Annotated in this window: 18 protein-coding genes and 1 tRNA gene; 10 read left to right on the top strand and 9 right to left on the bottom strand. The window is 63.8% G+C overall.

All coding sequences use genetic code 11. The features are described from left to right. Positions 1-21: 21 nt before the first annotated feature. From AB3X96_RS29380 to AB3X96_RS29370, 3 genes are all read right to left on the bottom strand, one after another. Positions 22-1,260, bottom strand: a complete 1,239-nt coding sequence (locus AB3X96_RS29380) for a type II secretion system F family protein (RefSeq protein ID WP_368592453.1) — start codon at positions 1,258-1,260, stop codon at positions 22-24. Beyond that, positions 1,257-2,513: a GspE/PulE family protein gene (locus AB3X96_RS29375; RefSeq protein ID WP_368592452.1), complete on the bottom strand. Its 1,257-nt coding sequence runs from the start codon at positions 2,511-2,513 to the stop codon at positions 1,257-1,259. Before AB3X96_RS29375 ends, AB3X96_RS29380 begins: the two co-directional genes overlap by 4 nt. A gap of 147 nt (positions 2,514-2,660) precedes the next feature. After that, a complete protein-coding gene (locus AB3X96_RS29370) occupies positions 2,661-3,959 on the bottom strand; it encodes an HlyC/CorC family transporter (protein WP_176104997.1) in 1,299 nt (432 codons plus the stop codon). A gap of 62 nt (positions 3,960-4,021) precedes the next feature. On the opposite strand from AB3X96_RS29370, the gene AB3X96_RS29365 reads away from it, so the two are divergent. Beyond that, the gene (locus tag AB3X96_RS29365) at positions 4,022-4,177 is read left to right on the top strand and encodes a hypothetical protein (protein WP_368592451.1); all 156 of its coding nucleotides are present in this window, start codon (positions 4,022-4,024) and stop codon (positions 4,175-4,177) included. 24 nt (positions 4,178-4,201) lie between these two features. Here the strand turns inward: AB3X96_RS29365 and AB3X96_RS29360 are convergent. Together AB3X96_RS29360 and AB3X96_RS29355 are read right to left on the bottom strand one after the other, a co-directional pair. Then, positions 4,202-4,278: transfer RNA gene (locus AB3X96_RS29360), tRNA-Pro, on the bottom strand. A gap of 49 nt (positions 4,279-4,327) precedes the next feature. After that, entirely contained in the window at positions 4,328-5,320 is a 993-nt protein-coding gene (locus AB3X96_RS29355) for a polyprenyl synthetase family protein (RefSeq protein WP_026229109.1), read from the bottom strand. A gap of 275 nt (positions 5,321-5,595) precedes the next feature. Here AB3X96_RS29355 and rplU point away from each other — a divergent pair, with 275 nt between their 5' ends. The 4 genes from rplU to proB all read left to right on the top strand — a co-directional run bounded on the left by rplU (position 5,596) and on the right by proB (position 8,738). Next, positions 5,596-5,907, top strand: a complete 312-nt coding sequence (gene rplU, locus AB3X96_RS29350; RefSeq protein ID WP_007180329.1) for a 50S ribosomal protein L21 — start codon at positions 5,596-5,598, stop codon at positions 5,905-5,907. A 25-nt stretch (positions 5,908-5,932) separates the two neighbouring features. Continuing rightward, positions 5,933-6,193: a 50S ribosomal protein L27 gene (rpmA, locus tag AB3X96_RS29345; protein WP_008923994.1), complete on the top strand. Its 261-nt coding sequence runs from the start codon at positions 5,933-5,935 to the stop codon at positions 6,191-6,193. Positions 6,194-6,428: 235 nt separating this feature from the next. Next, the gene (cgtA, locus tag AB3X96_RS29340; protein WP_176104998.1) at positions 6,429-7,550 is read left to right on the top strand and encodes an Obg family GTPase CgtA; all 1,122 of its coding nucleotides are present in this window, start codon (positions 6,429-6,431) and stop codon (positions 7,548-7,550) included. A gap of 69 nt (positions 7,551-7,619) precedes the next feature. Next, positions 7,620-8,738, top strand: a complete 1,119-nt coding sequence (gene proB / locus AB3X96_RS29335) for a glutamate 5-kinase (protein WP_368592450.1) — start codon at positions 7,620-7,622, stop codon at positions 8,736-8,738. Positions 8,739-8,858: 120 nt separating this feature from the next. Here proB and AB3X96_RS29330 read toward each other — a convergent pair whose 3' ends face one another. Continuing rightward, positions 8,859-9,416, bottom strand: coding sequence for a CNP1-like family protein (locus tag AB3X96_RS29330; RefSeq protein WP_176105000.1), 558 nt, complete (start codon positions 9,414-9,416; stop codon positions 8,859-8,861). Positions 9,417-9,493: 77 nt separating this feature from the next. Continuing rightward, positions 9,494-10,243, bottom strand: coding sequence for an RNA pyrophosphohydrolase (locus tag AB3X96_RS29325; protein ID WP_176121900.1), 750 nt, complete (start codon positions 10,241-10,243; stop codon positions 9,494-9,496). Between the two features lie 300 nt (positions 10,244-10,543). On the opposite strand from AB3X96_RS29325, the gene AB3X96_RS29320 reads away from it, so the two are divergent. Both AB3X96_RS29320 and AB3X96_RS29315 read left to right on the top strand, forming a co-directional pair. After that, positions 10,544-12,280: a proline--tRNA ligase gene (locus AB3X96_RS29320; protein ID WP_176105002.1), complete on the top strand. Its 1,737-nt coding sequence runs from the start codon at positions 10,544-10,546 to the stop codon at positions 12,278-12,280. A 12-nt stretch (positions 12,281-12,292) separates the two neighbouring features. Continuing rightward, entirely contained in the window at positions 12,293-12,892 is a 600-nt protein-coding gene (locus AB3X96_RS29315) for a MarC family protein (protein WP_176105003.1), read from the top strand. Positions 12,893-12,986: 94 nt separating this feature from the next. On the opposite strand, the gene AB3X96_RS29310 is transcribed toward AB3X96_RS29315, so the two are convergent. Together AB3X96_RS29310 and ffh are read right to left on the bottom strand one after the other, a co-directional pair. Continuing rightward, a complete protein-coding gene (locus tag AB3X96_RS29310) occupies positions 12,987-13,538 on the bottom strand; it encodes a hypoxanthine-guanine phosphoribosyltransferase (RefSeq protein WP_018437636.1) in 552 nt (183 codons plus the stop codon). A 158-nt stretch (positions 13,539-13,696) separates the two neighbouring features. Beyond that, positions 13,697-15,064: a signal recognition particle protein gene (gene ffh, locus AB3X96_RS29305; protein WP_176105005.1), complete on the bottom strand. Its 1,368-nt coding sequence runs from the start codon at positions 15,062-15,064 to the stop codon at positions 13,697-13,699. A gap of 81 nt (positions 15,065-15,145) precedes the next feature. Here ffh and AB3X96_RS29300 point away from each other — a divergent pair, with 81 nt between their 5' ends. From AB3X96_RS29300 to ampD, 3 genes are read left to right on the top strand one after another with little or no spacing between them, the layout of a single operon-like run. Further along, positions 15,146-16,069: an inner membrane protein YpjD gene (locus tag AB3X96_RS29300; RefSeq protein WP_176121895.1), complete on the top strand. Its 924-nt coding sequence runs from the start codon at positions 15,146-15,148 to the stop codon at positions 16,067-16,069. Between the two features lie 8 nt (positions 16,070-16,077). Continuing rightward, positions 16,078-16,380 carry a PP0621 family protein gene (locus AB3X96_RS29295; protein ID WP_176121894.1) on the top strand — a complete coding sequence of 101 codons (303 nt, stop codon included), beginning with the start codon at positions 16,078-16,080 and terminating at the stop codon, positions 16,378-16,380. Beyond that, positions 16,377-16,973 (top strand): 1,6-anhydro-N-acetylmuramyl-L-alanine amidase AmpD, encoded by a 597-nt coding sequence (gene ampD, locus AB3X96_RS29290; RefSeq protein ID WP_176105008.1) that lies wholly within the window; start codon positions 16,377-16,379, stop codon positions 16,971-16,973. Before AB3X96_RS29295 ends, ampD begins: the two co-directional genes overlap by 4 nt. The last annotated feature ends 215 nt before the right edge of the window (positions 16,974-17,188 follow it).

Below are 17,188 nucleotides of genomic sequence, written 5' to 3'. Positions count from 1 at the left end.
GAATTGGATTCGGCTGCGATGCTACACCACGTTGCCGAGTTGAATAATGGGAAGATACATCGCGATTACGAGGCCGCCGACCAGCGTGCCGAGCACGACGATCACGAGCGGTTCGCACAGGCTCGATAGCGTGCCGATCCTGTCGTCGACCTGGCGATCCGCAAGTGACGCGACATCGAGCAGCATGCTGTCGAGCGCGCCGGATTCCTCGGCGACCGCAACGGGCTGCACGACCTCGGCAGGAAAGCAGCGGGCCGCGCGCATCGCCGCGGCGAGCCTTTCGCCGCGCCGCAGTCTGATGGCGATGCTCGCGGTCGCGCGATCGAAGAAGGCATTGCCGGTTGCCTGCGTCAGCGAATCGAACGCGTCGGCGAGCGGTGTGCCGGCGGACAGCAGGGTGCCGAGCGCGCGACTCCACCGCGCTGCGCACAGCGTGCGCAGCAGCGGGCCGGCCACTGGCAGGTTGAGCGACAGGCGAGCGAAGCGGATGCGCGCGCTTATTGATCGACGCAGCACGAATGTGATGGCCGAGCTCATTGCGAGCATCAGCACGAACAGCGGCACACTCCAGCGCGCGGCACCCGCCGAGAGCGCCAGCACGAACTGCGTCGGCGCGGGCAGCTTGGCGCCGAAGCCATCGAAGATCTGCTTGAACGTCGGCACGACCCACACCAGCAACGCGGCGGTTATCGCGATCGCGAGTAGCAGGATCGCGACTGGATAGGTGAGAGCCGCGCGCACCTTTGCACGCTGTGCGGCGGCGCGTTCGCGATCGTCGGCGAGGCGGGCGAGCACGGTGACGAGCGCGCCCGCCGCTTCGCCCACCTCGACGAGTTGGCAATACAGCGCATTGAACTGCGCCGGGTGCCGCTCCAAGGCCGCCGAAAACCGCAGGCCGGCGGTGATGTCGCGCGCGACCGTGCCGACGATGCGCGGCATGCCTTGCCGCTGCCCCGACGTCGGCGTCTGTGCGAGCAGTTCGAGCGCGGGCGCGAGCGGCAAGCCGGCACGCAGGAGACTGGAAAGTTGCCGCGTGAACAGCGTGACATCGGCCGCGCTGCTCTTCGGGCGTGGCGCCGGGCCTTGCGTTGCGAGTTCGACGATAAAGAGGCTGTCGCGTTTGAGCAGCGTGCGGGCGGCGCTCGCGTCGGGCGCGATCAGCGTGCCGCTATGGCGCTTGCCGTCCGCGTCGACGCCGCGCCATCTGAAGCGCAGGTCGGCTGAGACGGGCCGTGTCGGTGACTGCGCGGCGGTACTCATGCGACCTCCGTGGCGGCGAGCGCTTCGGCGAGACTGGTGGTGCCGTCGCGTACGCGCGCTAGCGCCGCGTCGCGTAATGTCGCGACCTGTTCGGTCTGCGCGAGGCGGGCCAGCTCGTGCGCACCCGCGCTTGCGACGATCAGCTCGCGCATCGCGTCGGAAACGGGCATCACCTGATGGATGCCGACGCGCCCCCGATAGCCGATGCCATGGCAAGCCGCACAGCCGGTCGCCGCATACGGTTGCCAGCCGTCGAGCTCTTGTTCGCCGAAGCCAGCGGCGTGGAGCGCCGTCGCCGAATGCGGCGCGGGTGCGCGGCACGCGACGCATAGTCGCCGCACCAGCCGCTGCGCGGTCACCATCCGCAGCGCGGCTGCAAGGTTGTACGGCTCGACACCGATATCGATGAGCCGCGCGATGGCCGCGGGCGCGTCGTTCGTATGCAGCGTGGACAGCACGAGGTGGCCGGTTTGCGCGGCCTTCACGGCGACGTCGGCGGTTTCGTTGTCGCGGATTTCGCCGACCATGATCACGTCCGGGTCCTGACGCAGGAACGCGCGCAGTGCGACCGCGAACGTTAGCCCGGCTTTTTCGCGCACGCTGACCTGGTTGATACCGGCCAGCTGGATCTCGGCCGGATCTTCCACTGAGCAGAGGTTGCGTGCCTCGCCGTTCAGCAGATTCAGTAAGCAGTACAGCGACAGCGTCTTGCCACTGCCCGTTGGTCCGGTGACGAGCATCAGACCGTGCGGCGCGCGGATCGCGGCATCGACGGCTTCGCGCTGCCGCGGATCGAGGCCGAGCGAATCGAGCGAAAGATCAGCGGGCAGCGCGTCGAGCCGTCGTAGCACGAGCTTTTCGCCGAACAGCGTCGGCAGTGAATTGACGCGGTAATCCTCGAGTCGCCCGGGCGACGTCGCGAGGCGTAGCCGGCCGTCCTGCGGCACGCGTCGCTCGGCGATGTCCATGCGCGCGAGCACCTTCACCCGCGTGACGAAGGCATCGCGTAGATGCGCGGGCGGCCGCGGGATTTCATGCAGTACGCCGTCGATGCGCAGCCGCACATGCCAGCCGTGCTCGGCCGGCTCGATGTGGATATCGGACGCATTGCGCCGCGTCGCTTCGTGCAACGTGTCGGTCAACAGACGCACGGCCGGGGCGTTGTCCGGATCGTTCAGATTGGTTGCGCTGGATTCGCCGTCGGCAGCGAGTGGGCGCGGCAATGCCGCAGCGGTGGCAAAGGGTGTTTGCATGAGAGACCGGTGATGAGCCGCCTGTAGAACATGACGGCTTCATCTTCCGGATGCGGGCGTCCGAATGCCATTCGGCCATTCGGCTAATGGCGCGCGTCGTGAGCCTGTGCAATGCTGACCATGAATTAGCGAGCGACGGCCCGGGTTTCAGCCTGATCTTGCTTTTCCGGCCTTGGTGCGCGACGGCGGTTTGAACAGCTTGACGGTGCGGATTGCCTGATCGTCGCTGCGCATTACTTCGAGCTTGGTGTCGCCGATGCGTACGCAGACGTCGCCGTCGGGAATGTCTTCGAGAATTTCGAGAATCAGGCCGTTGAGCGTTTTGGGGCCATCGGTGGGCAGCGCGAGTTGCAGCCAGCGGTTCAGCTCGCGCAACGGCATGCTGCCCGCGACGATGCATTCGCCCGCTTCGTTCCAGCCGCCGCGCGAACTGGCGCCACGCGGAATCGACGTGGTGAATTCACCGATCAGCTCCTCGATGATGTCTTCCGGCGTGACGAGGCCTTGCAGTTCACCGTATTCGTTGACGACGAGCGCGATGCGGTGCCGGCTCTCCTGGAAGTATTGCAACTGCTGGAACACCGGCGTGCCGCTTGGCACGAAGTACGGCTCGGCGAGCAGCTCGCGCAAGGTATCCCGTTCGAGCTCCTGGTTGTGCAGCGCTGAAAGGGTCTTGCGCACGTGCAGCACACCGAGCACTCGGTCGATGTCGCCCTGGTAGACGATCAGCTTGTTGTGATAGCAGGTCTCCAGTTGATGCAGGATCTGTTCGAACGGTGCATCGAAGTCGAGCGCTTCGATGCGGCGACGCGGGATCATCACGTCATCGACCGAGATGTTTTCGAGGTCGAACAGATTCAGCAGGATGCTGCGGTGTTTGGTCGGCATGAAGCTGCCCGACTCGAGCACGATGGTGCGCAGTTCCTCGGTGGACAGTCGCTGATCGCGCGCGCCCTTCGTATTAATGTGCAGCACGCGCAGGATGCCGGTGGCGAACAGGTTGACGAACCAGATCACCGGTTTCCCGATGCGCATCAATGGCGCGATCAGCAGGCTCGCGGGCAGCGCGATTTTCTCGGGAAAGGTTGCGCCGACGATCTTCGGCGTGATTTCTGCGAACACGATGATTAGGAAGGCGACGATACCGGTCGCGATCGACAGCACGAGGCTATTGCGGCCGAATGTATGCAACGCGAGCGATGTAGTCAGTACCGGAATGATCGTGTTGAACAGGTTGTTGCCGATCAGGATCACGCTCAGCAACTGATCGGTTTTCGCTAGCAGTCCCTGGGTAGTTTTCGCGCCGAGGGTGTTTTTGCTGGCGAGATGTTTGAGCCGATGACGGTTCAGCGCCATCATCGCTGTCTCGGAAATGGAAAAGAAGGCGGAGCAGACAAGCAGCAGAAGGACGGCGCCGATCTGCGCCCATAAGGGAAGTTGTTCCACGCGTCGTGAAAAATAAGGGAAAGGATGGAGAGAATATAGCAGAGGGGGCCACGCGCTCCGCCGTGAACGGCGGCTGGCGCCGCTCGAACGACAACGTCGCGACGTGCGCGCTGTGCTACCTTGGCGGAGGAAAAAATGCAGCGAAAGGCAGCACGACAGCAGCAAAAAGGTATCGCGCAAAACAAAAAACCGCCGAGCAATGCTGCGGCGGTTTTTGAACCTTGAGCTAACAAGGGAGAATCTGGTCGGGGTGAGAGGATTCGAACCTCCGGCCTCTACGTCCCGAACGTAGCGCTCTACCAGGCTAAGCTACACCCCGATTGGGTACTGCTGACTCGATTCGGACTAATTCGGCGTTTCAGTCTCGTTCAAGACTGTCTTGCCGTCGAGTAAGAACATAATTCTAGCAGGCTCTCTTTGAAAATGGAATGGGGAAATGAGGAAATTGCTGCCGCGGCTGCTTGCGCTTCCTGTTTTGCGCACTCGAGCGTGTGGTCGAGCGCGCCCGATCGCGTGATCGCGTCGAAAATCGTATCGAAACGGTCGGTGCCACCTTGCTCGATGGCTTCGCGCGCGAGCGCCGATTGCTCGGGCGTGCCGCGTTCGATCAGATAGATGAGCGGCAGCGTCGGTTTGCCTTCGCGCAGATCGTCGCCGGCGTTCTTGCCCATCGACTCGGCCGTGCCCGTGTAGTCGAGCCAGTCGTCCATGATCTGGAACGCGGTGCCGATGCGGCGGCCATATTCGGCGGCGGCGGCTTCGGTTTTCGCGTCCGCGCCGGCGAGCACCGCGCCGAGTTGGGCGGCCGCCTCGAACAACTTTGCGGTTTTGTAGCGGATCACCTGCATGTAGCGGGCTTCGTCGACGTCGGCATCGTGCATGTTCAACAACTGCAGCACTTCGCCTTCGGAGATGATGTTGGTCGCCTCCGACAGAATTTCCATCACGCGCATCTTGCCCACGCCGACCATCATCTGGAACGAGCGCGAATACAGGAAATCACCGACCAGCACGCTCGCGGCGTTGCCGAACAGCGCGTTGGCGGTCTGGCGGCCGCGCCGCAGGTCGGACTCGTCGACCACGTCGTCATGCAGCAGCGTGGCCGTGTGAATGAATTCGACGACCGCGGCAAGCTCGTGCCGGTGTCCCGTCGTGTCGCCCAGCGCGCCCGCCACCAGCAACAGCAGCGCGGGCCGCAGCCGCTTGCCGCCGGCGCTGATGATGTACTCGGAAATCTGGTTGATCAGCATCACGTCCGACGCAAGACGTTGCCGGATGACGCGATTGACCTGCTGCATGTCTTCGGCGATCGGAGCAAGCAGGCTGGCGACGTTGGGGGAGGTGGTGGCAGTCGACGACATGATGGCTGAATTGGGTAGTGCCGCGAATTATAAGGCGATCGGGGCGCTTCCGGGTCGTCGGCTGCGGTGCGGATGCTTTCCGCATGGCGTGAGGGCCGCTCGCCAAGGGCGTCTGCGGGCCGCCGCGCGTCGCTGGTTTAGTCTCTGCGAGAGAGGGTGAGCCCGAACGGTAGGCGGTTTGGTAAGCAGGTTTTGACCGAGCAGCTAACTCTATGTATAATTGAGAGTTTCCGCGCGCGGTGCGTGGGAAAAATGAATACAGAGTGAGGTTTTCAATGTACGCGGTCATAAAAACCGGTGGCAAGCAGTACAAAGTTGCCGTCGGCGAAAAACTTAAAGTAGAACAGATACCGGCAGACATTGACGCTGAAATCACGCTCGACCAGGTTCTCGCAGTGGGCGAAGGCGAATCGATTAAGTTCGGTACGCCGCTGGTCAGTGGGGCTTCCGTCAAGGCTACCGTCGTGTCGCAAGGGCGTCACGCCAAAGTGACGATCTTCAAGATGCGTCGCCGGAAGCACTACCAGAAGCATGGCGGCCACCGCCAGAACTATACCGAACTGCGCATCGACGCGATCAACGCGTAAGCGCACCGGTTAAGGAGCAAATCAAATGGCACACAAAAAGGCAGGCGGATCGTCCCGGAACGGCCGCGACTCCGAATCGAAGCGCCTCGGCGTTAAGGTTTACGGCGGCCAGGCTATCAACGCTGGTGGCATCATCGTGCGTCAGCGTGGTACGCGCATGCACGCTGGCGAGAACGTCGGCATGGGCAAGGATCACACCCTGTTCGCGCTGAAGGACGGCCACGTCCAGTTCTCGACGAAGGGCGCGGCGAAGAAGCACACCGTTTCCGTCGTCCCGGCAGCCTGAGTTTAATCAGGCACGGGCTTCAGGACCGGAAAAGGCCCCGCGAAGTTCGCGGGGCCTTTTTTATTGCGGCGTCTCTTTCGTGTGGCGCCGAAGCCGCGCAGGCGGCAGTTCATCACCGGCGACTATGCCGTTCGGTCGATTGATCAACGCGCGGCGCGCGCGGCAAAATAGCAAGTATCCAATCAGTAACGCCCCTGCATCGAATCGGGCAGTACACCACGGGACGGAGTAACGCATGAAGTTCATTGACGAAGCGAGGATTGAAGTCATCGCCGGCGACGGAGGGGATGGCAGCGCGTCGATGCGCCGCGAGAAGTTCGTTCCGTTCGGCGGTCCGGATGGCGGTGATGGTGGCCGGGGCGGCAGTGTGATCGCGGTTGCTGACCGCAACATCAACACGCTGATCGACTACCGCTACGCGAAAAAACATCTGGCGCGCAACGGCGAAAACGGCCGCGGTTCAGATTGCTACGGCAAGGGCGGCGACGACATCACGCTGCGCATGCCGGTTGGCACGACCATCACGGACATGGAAACCGGCGAGCTGATCGCCGATCTGACCGAGCACAACCAGAGCGTGCAAATCGCGCAAGGCGGCGCCGGCGGTCTCGGCAACCTCCATTTCAAGTCCAGCACGAACCGCGCGCCGCGTCAAAAGACCGACGGCAAGCCGGGCGAGCGCCGCATGGTCCGCCTCGAACTGAAAGTGTTGGCCGACGTCGGGCTGCTCGGCATGCCCAATGCAGGCAAGTCGACGTTCATCTCGTCGGTGTCGAACGCGAAGCCAAAAATTGCCGATTACCCGTTCACCACGCTCGCGCCGAACCTCGGCGTCGTGCGCGTCGGGCCGAGCCGCAGCTTTGTGATTGCGGACATTCCGGGGCTGATCGAAGGCGCGGCGGAAGGCGCCGGCCTCGGCCATCAATTCTTGCGTCACCTGCAACGTACCGGGCTGCTGCTGCATATCGTCGACATCGCACCGTTCGATGAATCGATCGATCCGGTCGCGGAAGCGAAGGCGATCGTCAACGAACTGCGCAAGTACGACGAAGAGCTCTATCAGAAGCCGCGCTGGCTTGTGCTGAACAAGCTTGACATGGTGCCTGAGGACGATCGCGAAGCGCGCGTGGCGGCTTTCCTCGAAGGTTTCGGCTGGGACGGTCCGGTGTTCGAGATCTCGGCGCTGACCGGCCAGGGCTGTGAAAATCTTTGCTATGCGGTGTTCGACTACCTCGCCGAGCACTCGGACGCGCAACGCGCGGCCGAAGCCGAAGACCTCGCCTCCGACGTGCGTTTCCGAGAGGGGACGCAAGTACCGGCCGCGACCCGCGAAGCCGGCACCGATCCGCAGGAATAACAACTCGAGCGCCGGCGCCTGCGGCGGGCGTCGGCATGCATCACGCGTCATCTTGGGAGACAGCGCACAATGCGTTCCGTCATCGCAGATTCACGGCGATTGGTCGTCAAAGTCGGTTCGAGCCTCGTCACGAACGACGGGCGCGGCCTCGATCATGCGGCCATCGGCCGCTGGGCCGCGCAAATTGCCGCACTGCGCGCGCAGGGCAAGGAAGTCGTGCTGGTCAGTTCGGGCGCGATCGCCGAGGGCATGCAGCGGCTCGGCTGGACCAAGCGGCCGCGTGAAATCGATGAATTGCAGGCGGCCGCGGCGGTCGGCCAGATGGGCCTCGCGCAAGTGTACGAAAGCCGCTTTGCCGAGCATTCCATCCGGACTGCGCAGATCCTGCTCACTCACGCCGACCTCGCCGACCGCGAGCGCTATCTGAATGCGCGCTCCACGCTGCTCACGCTGCTGCGGCTCGGTGTTGTACCGATCATCAACGAGAACGACACGGTCGTCACCGACGAAATCAAGTTCGGCGACAATGACACGCTCGGCGCGCTGGTCGCCAATCTGATCGAGGGCGACGCGCTGATCATTCTGACGGACCAGCAAGGCCTCTTCACCGCCGATCCGCGCAAGAACCCGAACGCGACGCTCGTCCAGCAAGCCGACGCCGGCGCGCCCGATCTCGAGGCGATGGCGGGCGGCGCGGGCTCAAGCCTCGGCCGCGGCGGCATGCTGACCAAAATTCTTGCCGCGAAGCGCGCAGCCCATAGCGGCGCCAATACGGTGATCGCGAGTGGGCGCGAAGCGGACGTGCTGCTGAGACTGGCGGCCGGCGAGGCGATCGGCACGCAGCTGATCGCGCGCACCGCGCGCATGGCGGCGCGCAAGCAATGGATGGCCGATCACCTGCAGGTGCGCGGCCACGTCGTGATCGATGACGGCGCGGTCGAAAAATTGACCGCCGGCGGCAAGAGCCTGCTGCCGATCGGCATCGTCGGCGTGCAGGGCGCTTTCGCGCGCGGCGAGGTGATCGCGTGTCTGAGCGCGTCGGGCCGTGAAGTCGCACGTGGTTTGACGAACTACAGCAGCGCGGAAACCAAGCTGATCCAGCGGCGTCCGAGCGGCGAAATCGAGTCGGTGCTGGGCTATATGTTGGAGCCCGAGCTGATTCACCGCGACAATCTCGTGCTGATTTGATCTTTAGGATGCGAGCGCACAAAGCGCCGACAAAAAAGCCGTTCCAGCGCAGGCTGGAACGGCTTTTTGTCGTCATGTGTAAGCAACGGCGCCTGAATCAGGTGTGCCGCACAAACGGCCTCAATGAATCTGCGACGTCTGCGTGCGCTTGTAACGAATGTTCTCGACGATGCGCTGCGCGTTGCCGGTCGGAATCTTGTTCGCGCACATATAGTCCTGATACAGCGCGGCCTGGTACGCGTTCAGCGCACCGTTTTCGATGCGCGAAAACTGGTTCGCGACCGTCGTGTCCCAGCCGTCGTGATCGGCGTTGAGGCCCGCGTACTGACGCCATTCATACGTATCGCAGCGGATGCCCTCGTAATTGACGTTGCGCGCGCCGCCCGGGCTCGTGACGACCACCGTGTAACGCACGACACCGTCGTCGCCGACGCTGACCGATTTCGGGTCGATCGCGAATTGCAGCGGCGTATTGCCGGAGACCTCGAACGGCAGCAGGTTCGTGTCGGTGGGCAGCGGCGGCAACGTGTCGACCTTGTTTTCAACCCAGTTGCTCTTACGATCCAGCAGATAGACGAACTCGCTGTCGTCTTTATTGGTCGGTTTGCCGGCGCTCGAACAGCCTGCCAGCAGGGCGCCGGTGGCGACGCATGCCACGGCGAGTGCAAATGCTTTCAATCTGATTCCCTCGAAAGACGGACGCGGCCCGAAGGCCGCGCCAGAGAGAGGCGGCGTGAGCCGCCGCCTTGGAATGGTTAATCGCGCACCCCTCGTCGGACTGACGGGGCGCCGACCTCGTCGGCTTCGGCCGTTTCCTGCTCATGCTCCGGTGCAATGTTTGCATCCGGTGAGCCGGGGCCGCAATCCGGCACGACCAGCACGCGCGTCGAAGTTTCGACACTGACCGAACTTACGGTAGTGACGGTGGTGACCACCGTGCTTACCGCGGAATCCGGCGGGCTTTGCATCGACGACGCTATCCGAGGATAACGCGACCCATGATGCCCGCCAGGTTTTTCCGCACGCGGCGCAGGCCGGCGCATGAAACGGGACAACTCCGTCAGCGCCAACTGATACACATCCCGCTTGAACTCGATCACACAGTCGAGCGGTACCCAATACTCGTTCCAACGCCACGCATCGAACTCTGGGTGGTCGGTGGCGCGCAGACAGATGTCGCAGTCGCGTCCTACCATCCGGAGCAAAAACCAGATTTGTTTCTGGCCGCGGTAATGACCGCGTACTTCGCGCTTGATGAACTTGTCAGGCACCTCATAACGCAACCAGTCGCGCGTGCGACCGATCACCTTGACGTGCTCAGGAAGCAGTCCGGTCTCTTCGTGTAACTCCCGATACATCGCTTGCACGGGGGTCTCGCCATATTTGATGCCCCCTTGCGGAAACTGCCAGGAATGTTCACGGAGCCGTTTGCCCCAAAACACCTCGTTGTGCGCGTTCAAGAGGATGATGCCGACGTTCGGGCGAAAGCCTTCACGATCCAGCATACAACCACCTTCGAATCCTTTAAAATTGCTTTGATTATAAACAGATAACGGACCCTACGCACCGAATCGCATGAGATTGCCGCGATTCGCCGCAACAGCCCGTGTTTGCGGTAGCCTGTCGGTTTTGCGTGCCCGATCCCTTGCGAGAGGCTTTGCGCGGCGGTTTCGGCGCCGCACGGGGGCAGGGTGCCGCCAGTCGGGCGAACCCCGCTGGCTTCGCCGCTGATCTGTGTCGATTTTCCCCATGTTTTCACCTTTTCTGGCGGTCCCACCGGAAGCCGCCGCTTTTGGACACCTTGAATGAAAGCTTCCCGTTTCTTTATCGGCACCCTCAAAGAAGCGCCCGCCGACGCCGAAATCATCAGCCACAAGCTCATGGTGCGCGCGGGCATGATCCGCCGCGTCGCGGGCGGGATCTACAACTACCTGCCGGTCGGCCTGCGTTCGATCCGCAAGGTGGAAGCGATCGTGCGCGAGGAAATGAACCGGGCAGGCGCCATCGAGTTGTTGATGCCGGCCGTGCAGCCGGCCGAACTGTGGCAGGAATCGGGCCGCTGGGAGAAGTATGGTCCCGAGCTGTTGCGATTCAAGGACCGCAAGCAGGCCGATTTCGTGATGGGCCCGACGCACGAGGAAGTCGTGACCGACATCGCGCGCAACCAGATCAAGAGCTATCGCCAGTTGCCGGTCAACTTCTATCAGATCCAGACGAAGTTCCGCGATGAGATCCGTCCGCGTTTCGGCGTGATGCGCGGCCGCGAATTCATCATGAAAGACGCGTACTCGTTCGACAAGGACGCGGAAGGTCTGCGCGAGTCGTATCGCAAGATGTACGACGCGTACGTGCGCATCTTCACGCGCCTCGGCCTCGAGTTCCGCGCGGTCGCGGCGGACAACGGCTCAATCGGCGGCAGCGGCTCGCATGAGTTCCACGTGATCGCCGACACCGGCGAAGACGCGATCGCCTATTGCCCGAGTTCCGATTTCGCCGCGAACGTCGAGGCCGCCGACGCGCTGCCGCTGATCGCGCAACGCGCCGCGCCGGCCGAGGACATGAAAAAGACCGCGACGCCCGGCAAGGCGAAATGCGAGGCGGTCGCCGAACTGCTGAACATTCCGCTCGAGCGCACGATCAAGTCGGTCATCCTCGCCACCGAAAACGAAGGCGCCGAGCCGACCATCTGGCTGCTGATGCTGCGCGGCGACCACGACCTGAACGAGATCAAGGTCGGCAAGCTGCCCGGCCTCGCCGACTTCCGCATGGCCACCGAAGCCGAGATCATCGAGACGTTCGGCACGCCGCCGGGTTACCTCGGTCCGATCAACACGAAGAAGCCGGTCAAGGTGATCGCGGACAGCACGGTTGCGAACATGAGCGACTTCGTGGTCGGCTCGAACGAGGTCGACTATCACACCACCGGCGTGAACTGGGGCCGCGACCTGCCGGAGCCGGTCGTCGCCGACATCCGCAACGTGAAGAAGGGCGATCCGTCGCCGGACGGCAAGGGCGTGCTCGACATCTGCCGCGGCATCGAAGTGGGCCACGTGTTCCAGCTCGGCACGAAGTACTCCGAAGCGATGAACGCGACCTGCCTCGACGAAACCGGCAAGCCGCGGCCGATGGAAATGGGCTGCTACGGCATCGGCGTCACGCGTATTCTCGGCGCCGCGATCGAACAGAATTTCGACGACAAAGGCATCATCTGGCCGGAGTCGATCGCGCCGTTCGAAGTCGTGCTGTGCCCGATGGGCTACGACCGCAGCGACGCGGTACGTGAGCAGGCCGACAAGCTGTACGCGGAACTCGTCGCGGCCGGCATCGACGTGATCCTCGACGATCGCGGCGAGCGTCCGGGCGTGATGTTCGCCGACTGGGAGCTGATCGGCGTGCCGCATCGGCTGGTGATCGGCGACCGCGGGCTGAAGGACGGCAAGATCGAGTATCAGGGCCGTCGCGACGCCGAAGCGACGCTGCTGCCGGTCGCGGACGCCGCGCAGACCGTGATCGACAAAGTGCGCGCGGCGCTCGCGAACTAAGCGGGGCGGGCAGTGGAGTACACCTTCCTGTCCGCGACGGTGCTGCTGATCCTGATCACCGATCCGCTCGGCAACATCCCGATCTTCATTAGCTGTCTGCGTGGGGTGTCGCCGGAGCGCCGCACGGTGGTGATCCTGCGCGAGGTCGCGATCGCGTTTGCGATCCTGCTGGTGTTCATGGTGCTCGGGCAGAGCTTTCTGCGCATGATGAGCCTGAGTGACCAGTCGCTGCGGATCGGCGGCGGCATCGTGCTGTTTCTGATCGCGCTGCGCATGGTGTTTCCGCATCCGGACGGTCCATTCGGCGGCGACGCGCGCGGCGGCGAGCCGCTGATCGTGCCGCTCGCGATTCCGGCGCTCGCAGGTCCGTCGGCGTTGGCGACCGTCATGCTGCTGACCTCGCAGGCGCCGGGCAAGACGTTCGAGTGGGTCGGCGCGCTGACCGTCACGATGATCATCTGCGCGATCGTGCTGATGCTCGCCGAGCGCATTCAGGCGTGGCTCGGTGAACGGGTGATGGCGGCGTTCGAGCGGCTGATGGGGCTGGTGCTCGTCGCGATTTCAGTCGAGATGATGCTCGGCGGGATCCGCTCTTTCGTGCACAAGCTGTAAAGCGGGAGCCGGTGCGCGAGCCGCCAACGTCGCAGCCATAAAAAAAAGCAGCCGGGCAGGCTGCTTTTTTTTCGCCGGTACACGGATGCGCCGCTCACGCCCCCTCGGTCAACGCCCGAATGGTCGGCAGATTCCGCCAGTAGCCCTTCGCATCCATCCCGCAGCCGAACACGTACCGGTCCGGCACTTCGAAGCCGCAGTAATCGGGGCGCAGCGGCTTCGCCTTCGGAATGATCTTCTCGCACAGCACCGCGGACAGGAAGCGCTTCGCGCCCATCGCGAGAATGCGGTCGCGGATCGCGGCCATCGTCTCGCCTTCGTCGAGGATGTCGTCGAGCACGAGCACCACGCGATCCTTGACCGACTCGGCCGGCGCGACGCGCCATTGCATCTCGTTGCTGCCCTTCGTCGTATTGCGGTAGCGCGTCAGATGGATGTAGTCGAACTCGAGCGGGAAATCGAGGTGCGGCAGCAGCATGCCGGTGAACACCGCGGCGCCGCCCATCACCGACAGCACGAGCGGAAAGTCCTCGCTCATCTCGTCGCGGATGGCGGCCGCCATGCGGGCGATCGACGCAGTGACGTCCGAGGCCGAAACGATCTCTTCGGAATGTTGAAAAATCTGCAGGGCTTCTTCGCGGTTCATGACGTCTGACGGCCGATAACTGTATACATAGTGTGAGTGGCAACATCCCGAGGGACGTTCCCGCGAGGGACGACGCGATGCGCTACAGAATAAACCCGCACGATGCCGAAGTCAGCCACGCCGCGCATCGGCGCGAGCGCGCGCCGGTCCCATCAAGCTTAGCGCATGCCGGGCATCATGCCCTTCATGCCGCGCATCATCTTCTGCAGGTTGCCGCCCTTGAGCTTCTTCATCATCGTGCGCATCTGTTCGTACTGGTTCAGCATGCGGTTGACTTCCTGCACCTGCACGCCCGCGCCCGCGGCGATGCGGCGCTTGCGGGTCGCCTTGATCAGTTCGGGTTTGGCGCGCTCGGCCGGCGTCATCGAGTTGATGATGCCTTCCATGCGGCGCATCTGCTTCTCGGCCTGGCTCATGTCGGCGCCGGCGGCGGCCTGCTGGAACTGCGCGGGCAGCTTATCCATCAGCGAGGACAAGCCGCCCATGCCCTTCATTTGCGAGAGCTGCGCGCGGAAATCGTTGAGGTCGAAGTCGCCGCCTTTCTTGACCTTGTCGGCGAGCTTCTGCGCGGCCTGCACGTCGACGCCGCGCTGCGCTTCCTCGACGAGCGCGAGAATATCGCCCATGCCGAGAATCCGGCTCGCCATGCGGTCGGGGTGGAATACTTCGAGGCCGTCGAGCTTTTCGGCGACGCCCACGAACTTGACCGGCTTGCCCGTCACGTGACGCACCGACAGCGCCGCGCCGCCGCGCGAATCACCGTCGAGCTTGGTGAGCACGACGCCGGTGAGCGGCAGCGCGTCGCTGAACGCCTTCGCGGTGTTGACCGCGTCCTGACCGAGCATCGCGTCGACGACGAACAGCGTTTCCGCCGGCTTCAGCTCGGCGTGCAGCGCGGCGATTTCCTGCATCATCGCTTCGTCGATACCGAGACGTCCGGCCGTGTCGACGAGAAGCACGTCGTGATAGTGGCGCTTGGCCCAGTCGACCGCGGCGCGCGCGATGTCGACCGGCTTCTGGTTCGGCTCCGACGGGAAGAAGTCCGCGCCGACCTGCTCGGTCACCGTTTTCAGCTGCGCGATAGCGGCGGGACGATAGACGTCGCACGAAACCGTCAGCACCTTCTTCTTGTACTTCTCGCGCAGCAGCTTCGCGAGCTTGCCAACCGTGGTCGTTTTACCGGCACCCTGCAGACCCGCCATCAGGATGATCGCAGGCGGCGTGACGGCGAGATTGAGTTCGGAGGCCTTGCCTTCGTAATCGCCGCCGATCACCGCGGTCAGCTCGCGCTGCACCACGCCGACGAGCGCCTGACCCGGCGACAGGCTGGCGATCACTTCCTCGCCGAGCGCCTTCTCCTTGACCTTCGCGATGAACTCGCGCACGACGGGCAGCGCCACGTCGGCCTCGAGCAGTGCGAGACGCACCTCGCGCAGCATTTCCTGGGTGTTCGCCTCGGTGAGCCGGGCTTCGCCGCGCAGCGTCTTGACGACGCGCGCCATCCGTTGAGTCAGATTGTCGAGCATGGGGAGCGATGAACGGTGGGGCCCGCGCAGCGCGCGAAGCAGAAGGCGTCGCGGGGAAGGGCCCTAGTGTAAACTTCGAATATGGATATTGTACTGTATGCCCTCACCGCGCTTCTCTACGGCGGTCTTGCCGTGGCCGGCTGGCGCTCGCACCGGCACGCGGCCGTGCGTCCGCTGCTCGAGAGCGTGCCGCCGCTGCCCGATCAAGCCGTCCACGCGGGCGCGCTGGTGGCCTCCGGCATGAGCGCGCCCGGGCGCGCGCTGTTATTCGTCGCGCTGCTCGCTCACGGCGTACTGCTGCATACCACGATCTTCCCGCAGAACGCGATGGTGTTCGGCTTCGCGTTCGCGCTGTCGGCGATGTTCTGGCTCGGCGCCGGCATCTACTGGATCGAAAGCTTCTTCTTCCCGCTCGACGGACTGCGCCTGCTGGTGTTGCCGCTCGCGTGCGTCGCATCGCTGCTGCCGCTTGCGTTCGGCGGCGCGCGCGTGCTGCCGTATGCGGCCGCGCCGATGTTCAAGCTGCACTTCCTGATCGCGAACATCGCGTACGGTCTGTTCGCGATCGCCGCGCTGCACGCGGTGCTGATGCTGGCGGTCGAGCGGCGTTTGCATTCGATGCGCGGCGCTCTCGCGCAGCGACACGCGGCGTCGGGCAACGGCTGGTGGTCGAGCTGGCTCGACACGCTGCCGCCGCTGCTCACACTCGAGAAGCTGCTGTTCCGTCTGATCGGCGCCGGCTTCGTGCTGCTTACGCTGACGCTGCTGTCGGGCATCCTGTTCAGCGAGCAACTGCTCGACCGCGCGTTGCGGCTCGATCACAAAACTGTGTTCGCGATTCTTTCGTGGGTGATGTTCGGCGCGCTGCTGACGGCGCGCAAGGTGTCCGGCTGGCGCGGCCGTGCGGCATTGCGCTGGGTGCTGGCCTCGTTCGTCGCGCTGTTGCTCGCGTACGTCGGCAGCCGTTTCGTTTTAGAGGTGCTGTTGCACCGGCCTGTAGTGTGAGCGTCCCCATGCGACAAATCTTTTTGCTGATTCTGCTGTTCATCGTCGGACAGTGGCTCGTGAAGGCACTGCGCCGCCACGACGCGCAACGCACCGGCGCGCGCGGCGCCAACGGTGCCGGCGCCGCGAATGGCGGCGCGCGTTCTTCGAATGGACAACAGCCGCAGCTTGCCGAACCGATGATTCGCTGCGTCGAGTGCGGCGTGCACGCACCGAAGAGCGACTCAGTCAGCGTCGCGGGGCAGGCGTTCTGTTGCGCCGCGCACGCGCAGCGTCACGGCGCGCGTCCGAGCGGCCGCGACGCCCGATGAGCGACGTCTTCACCGTCGATGCCGACGGCTGGGTTCCCGCCGCACGCAAGCTCCCCTCGCCGAACTTCGAAGCGCGGCCGCAAGGCGCGGTGCCGACGCTGATCGTCGTTCACAACATCAGCCTGCCGCCGAACGAGTTCGGCGGCACCGCGATTGCCGAGCTGTTCCAGAACACGCTCGACTGCGACGCTCACCCGTACTACGACTCGCATCTGCGCGGCGTGCGTGTGTCCGCGCATTTCGTGATTCATCGCGACGGCGCGCTCGAGCAGTTCGTGTCGTGCAATGAGCGCGCGTGGCACGCGGGACCGTCGAATTTTTTCGGCCGCGAGCGCTGCAATGATTTCTCGATCGGCATCGAGCTCGAAGGCAGCGACACCACCGCCTTCGAAGCGGCGCAATACCGCACGCTCGCCGCGCTGGTGAGCGCACTGAAGGCGCGCTATCCGATCGACGCGCTTGCTGGACACTCCGACATCGCACCCGGTCGCAAGACCGATCCCGGTCCACATTTCGAGTGGCCGCGGCTGCAACGCGACACGTTGCTCGACGGTCGGTATTTCCCCTATCTCAAGTTTTCCGAAACGCGGTAATCCGCCTTCGCACGATCTTGCGTGATCCGCAGAGAACGAGGCGCAGCCTGCTTCTCGGGGGAGCTTATGCGCGTCGCGCGACGCAAAAGTCAAGACTTCGAACGCAAATAAAACGGTTTGACCTGTCTCGAAACTCCACTATACTTGGTGCCGACAACTGAGTTTCGCACTATATCTTGTGTTGTGCTGTGAATAACCATGTGCATAACCGAGTG

It is taken from the genome of Paraburkholderia sp. BR13439 (genome assembly GCF_040948805.1).
Classification (GTDB): Bacteria; Pseudomonadota; Gammaproteobacteria; order Burkholderiales; family Burkholderiaceae; genus Paraburkholderia; species Paraburkholderia youngii.
The sequence above is the reverse complement of the archived record's forward strand: the minus strand, read 5'-3'. Positions and strand labels throughout refer to the sequence as shown.

Bases quoted from the DNA above. Each gene is read 5' to 3' on its own strand.
- AB3X96_RS29295 (WP_176121894.1), top strand. From the start codon at position 16,078: ATGCGACAAATCTTTTTGCTGATTCTGCTGTTCATCGTCGGACAGTGG.
- AB3X96_RS29320 (WP_176105002.1), top strand. From the start codon at position 10,544: ATGAAAGCTTCCCGTTTCTTTATCGGCACCCTCAAAGAAGCGCCCGCC.
- ffh (WP_176105005.1), bottom strand. From the start codon at position 15,064: ATGCTCGACAATCTGACTCAACGGATGGCGCGCGTCGTCAAGACGCTG.
- AB3X96_RS29375 (WP_368592452.1), bottom strand. From the start codon at position 2,513: ATGCAAACACCCTTTGCCACCGCTGCGGCATTGCCGCGCCCACTCGCT.
- rplU (WP_007180329.1), top strand. From the start codon at position 5,596: ATGTACGCGGTCATAAAAACCGGTGGCAAGCAGTACAAAGTTGCCGTC.
- AB3X96_RS29325 (WP_176121900.1), bottom strand. From the start codon at position 10,243: ATGCTGGATCGTGAAGGCTTTCGCCCGAACGTCGGCATCATCCTCTTG.
- AB3X96_RS29300 (WP_176121895.1), top strand. From the start codon at position 15,146: ATGGATATTGTACTGTATGCCCTCACCGCGCTTCTCTACGGCGGTCTT.
- AB3X96_RS29310 (WP_018437636.1), bottom strand. From the start codon at position 13,538: ATGAACCGCGAAGAAGCCCTGCAGATTTTTCAACATTCCGAAGAGATC.
- ampD (WP_176105008.1), top strand. From the start codon at position 16,377: ATGAGCGACGTCTTCACCGTCGATGCCGACGGCTGGGTTCCCGCCGCA.
- proB (WP_368592450.1), top strand. From the start codon at position 7,620: ATGCGTTCCGTCATCGCAGATTCACGGCGATTGGTCGTCAAAGTCGGT.
- AB3X96_RS29355 (WP_026229109.1), bottom strand. From the start codon at position 5,320: ATGTCGTCGACTGCCACCACCTCCCCCAACGTCGCCAGCCTGCTTGCT.
- rpmA (WP_008923994.1), top strand. From the start codon at position 5,933: ATGGCACACAAAAAGGCAGGCGGATCGTCCCGGAACGGCCGCGACTCC.
- cgtA (WP_176104998.1), top strand. From the start codon at position 6,429: ATGAAGTTCATTGACGAAGCGAGGATTGAAGTCATCGCCGGCGACGGA.
- AB3X96_RS29380 (WP_368592453.1), bottom strand. From the start codon at position 1,260: ATGAGTACCGCCGCGCAGTCACCGACACGGCCCGTCTCAGCCGACCTG.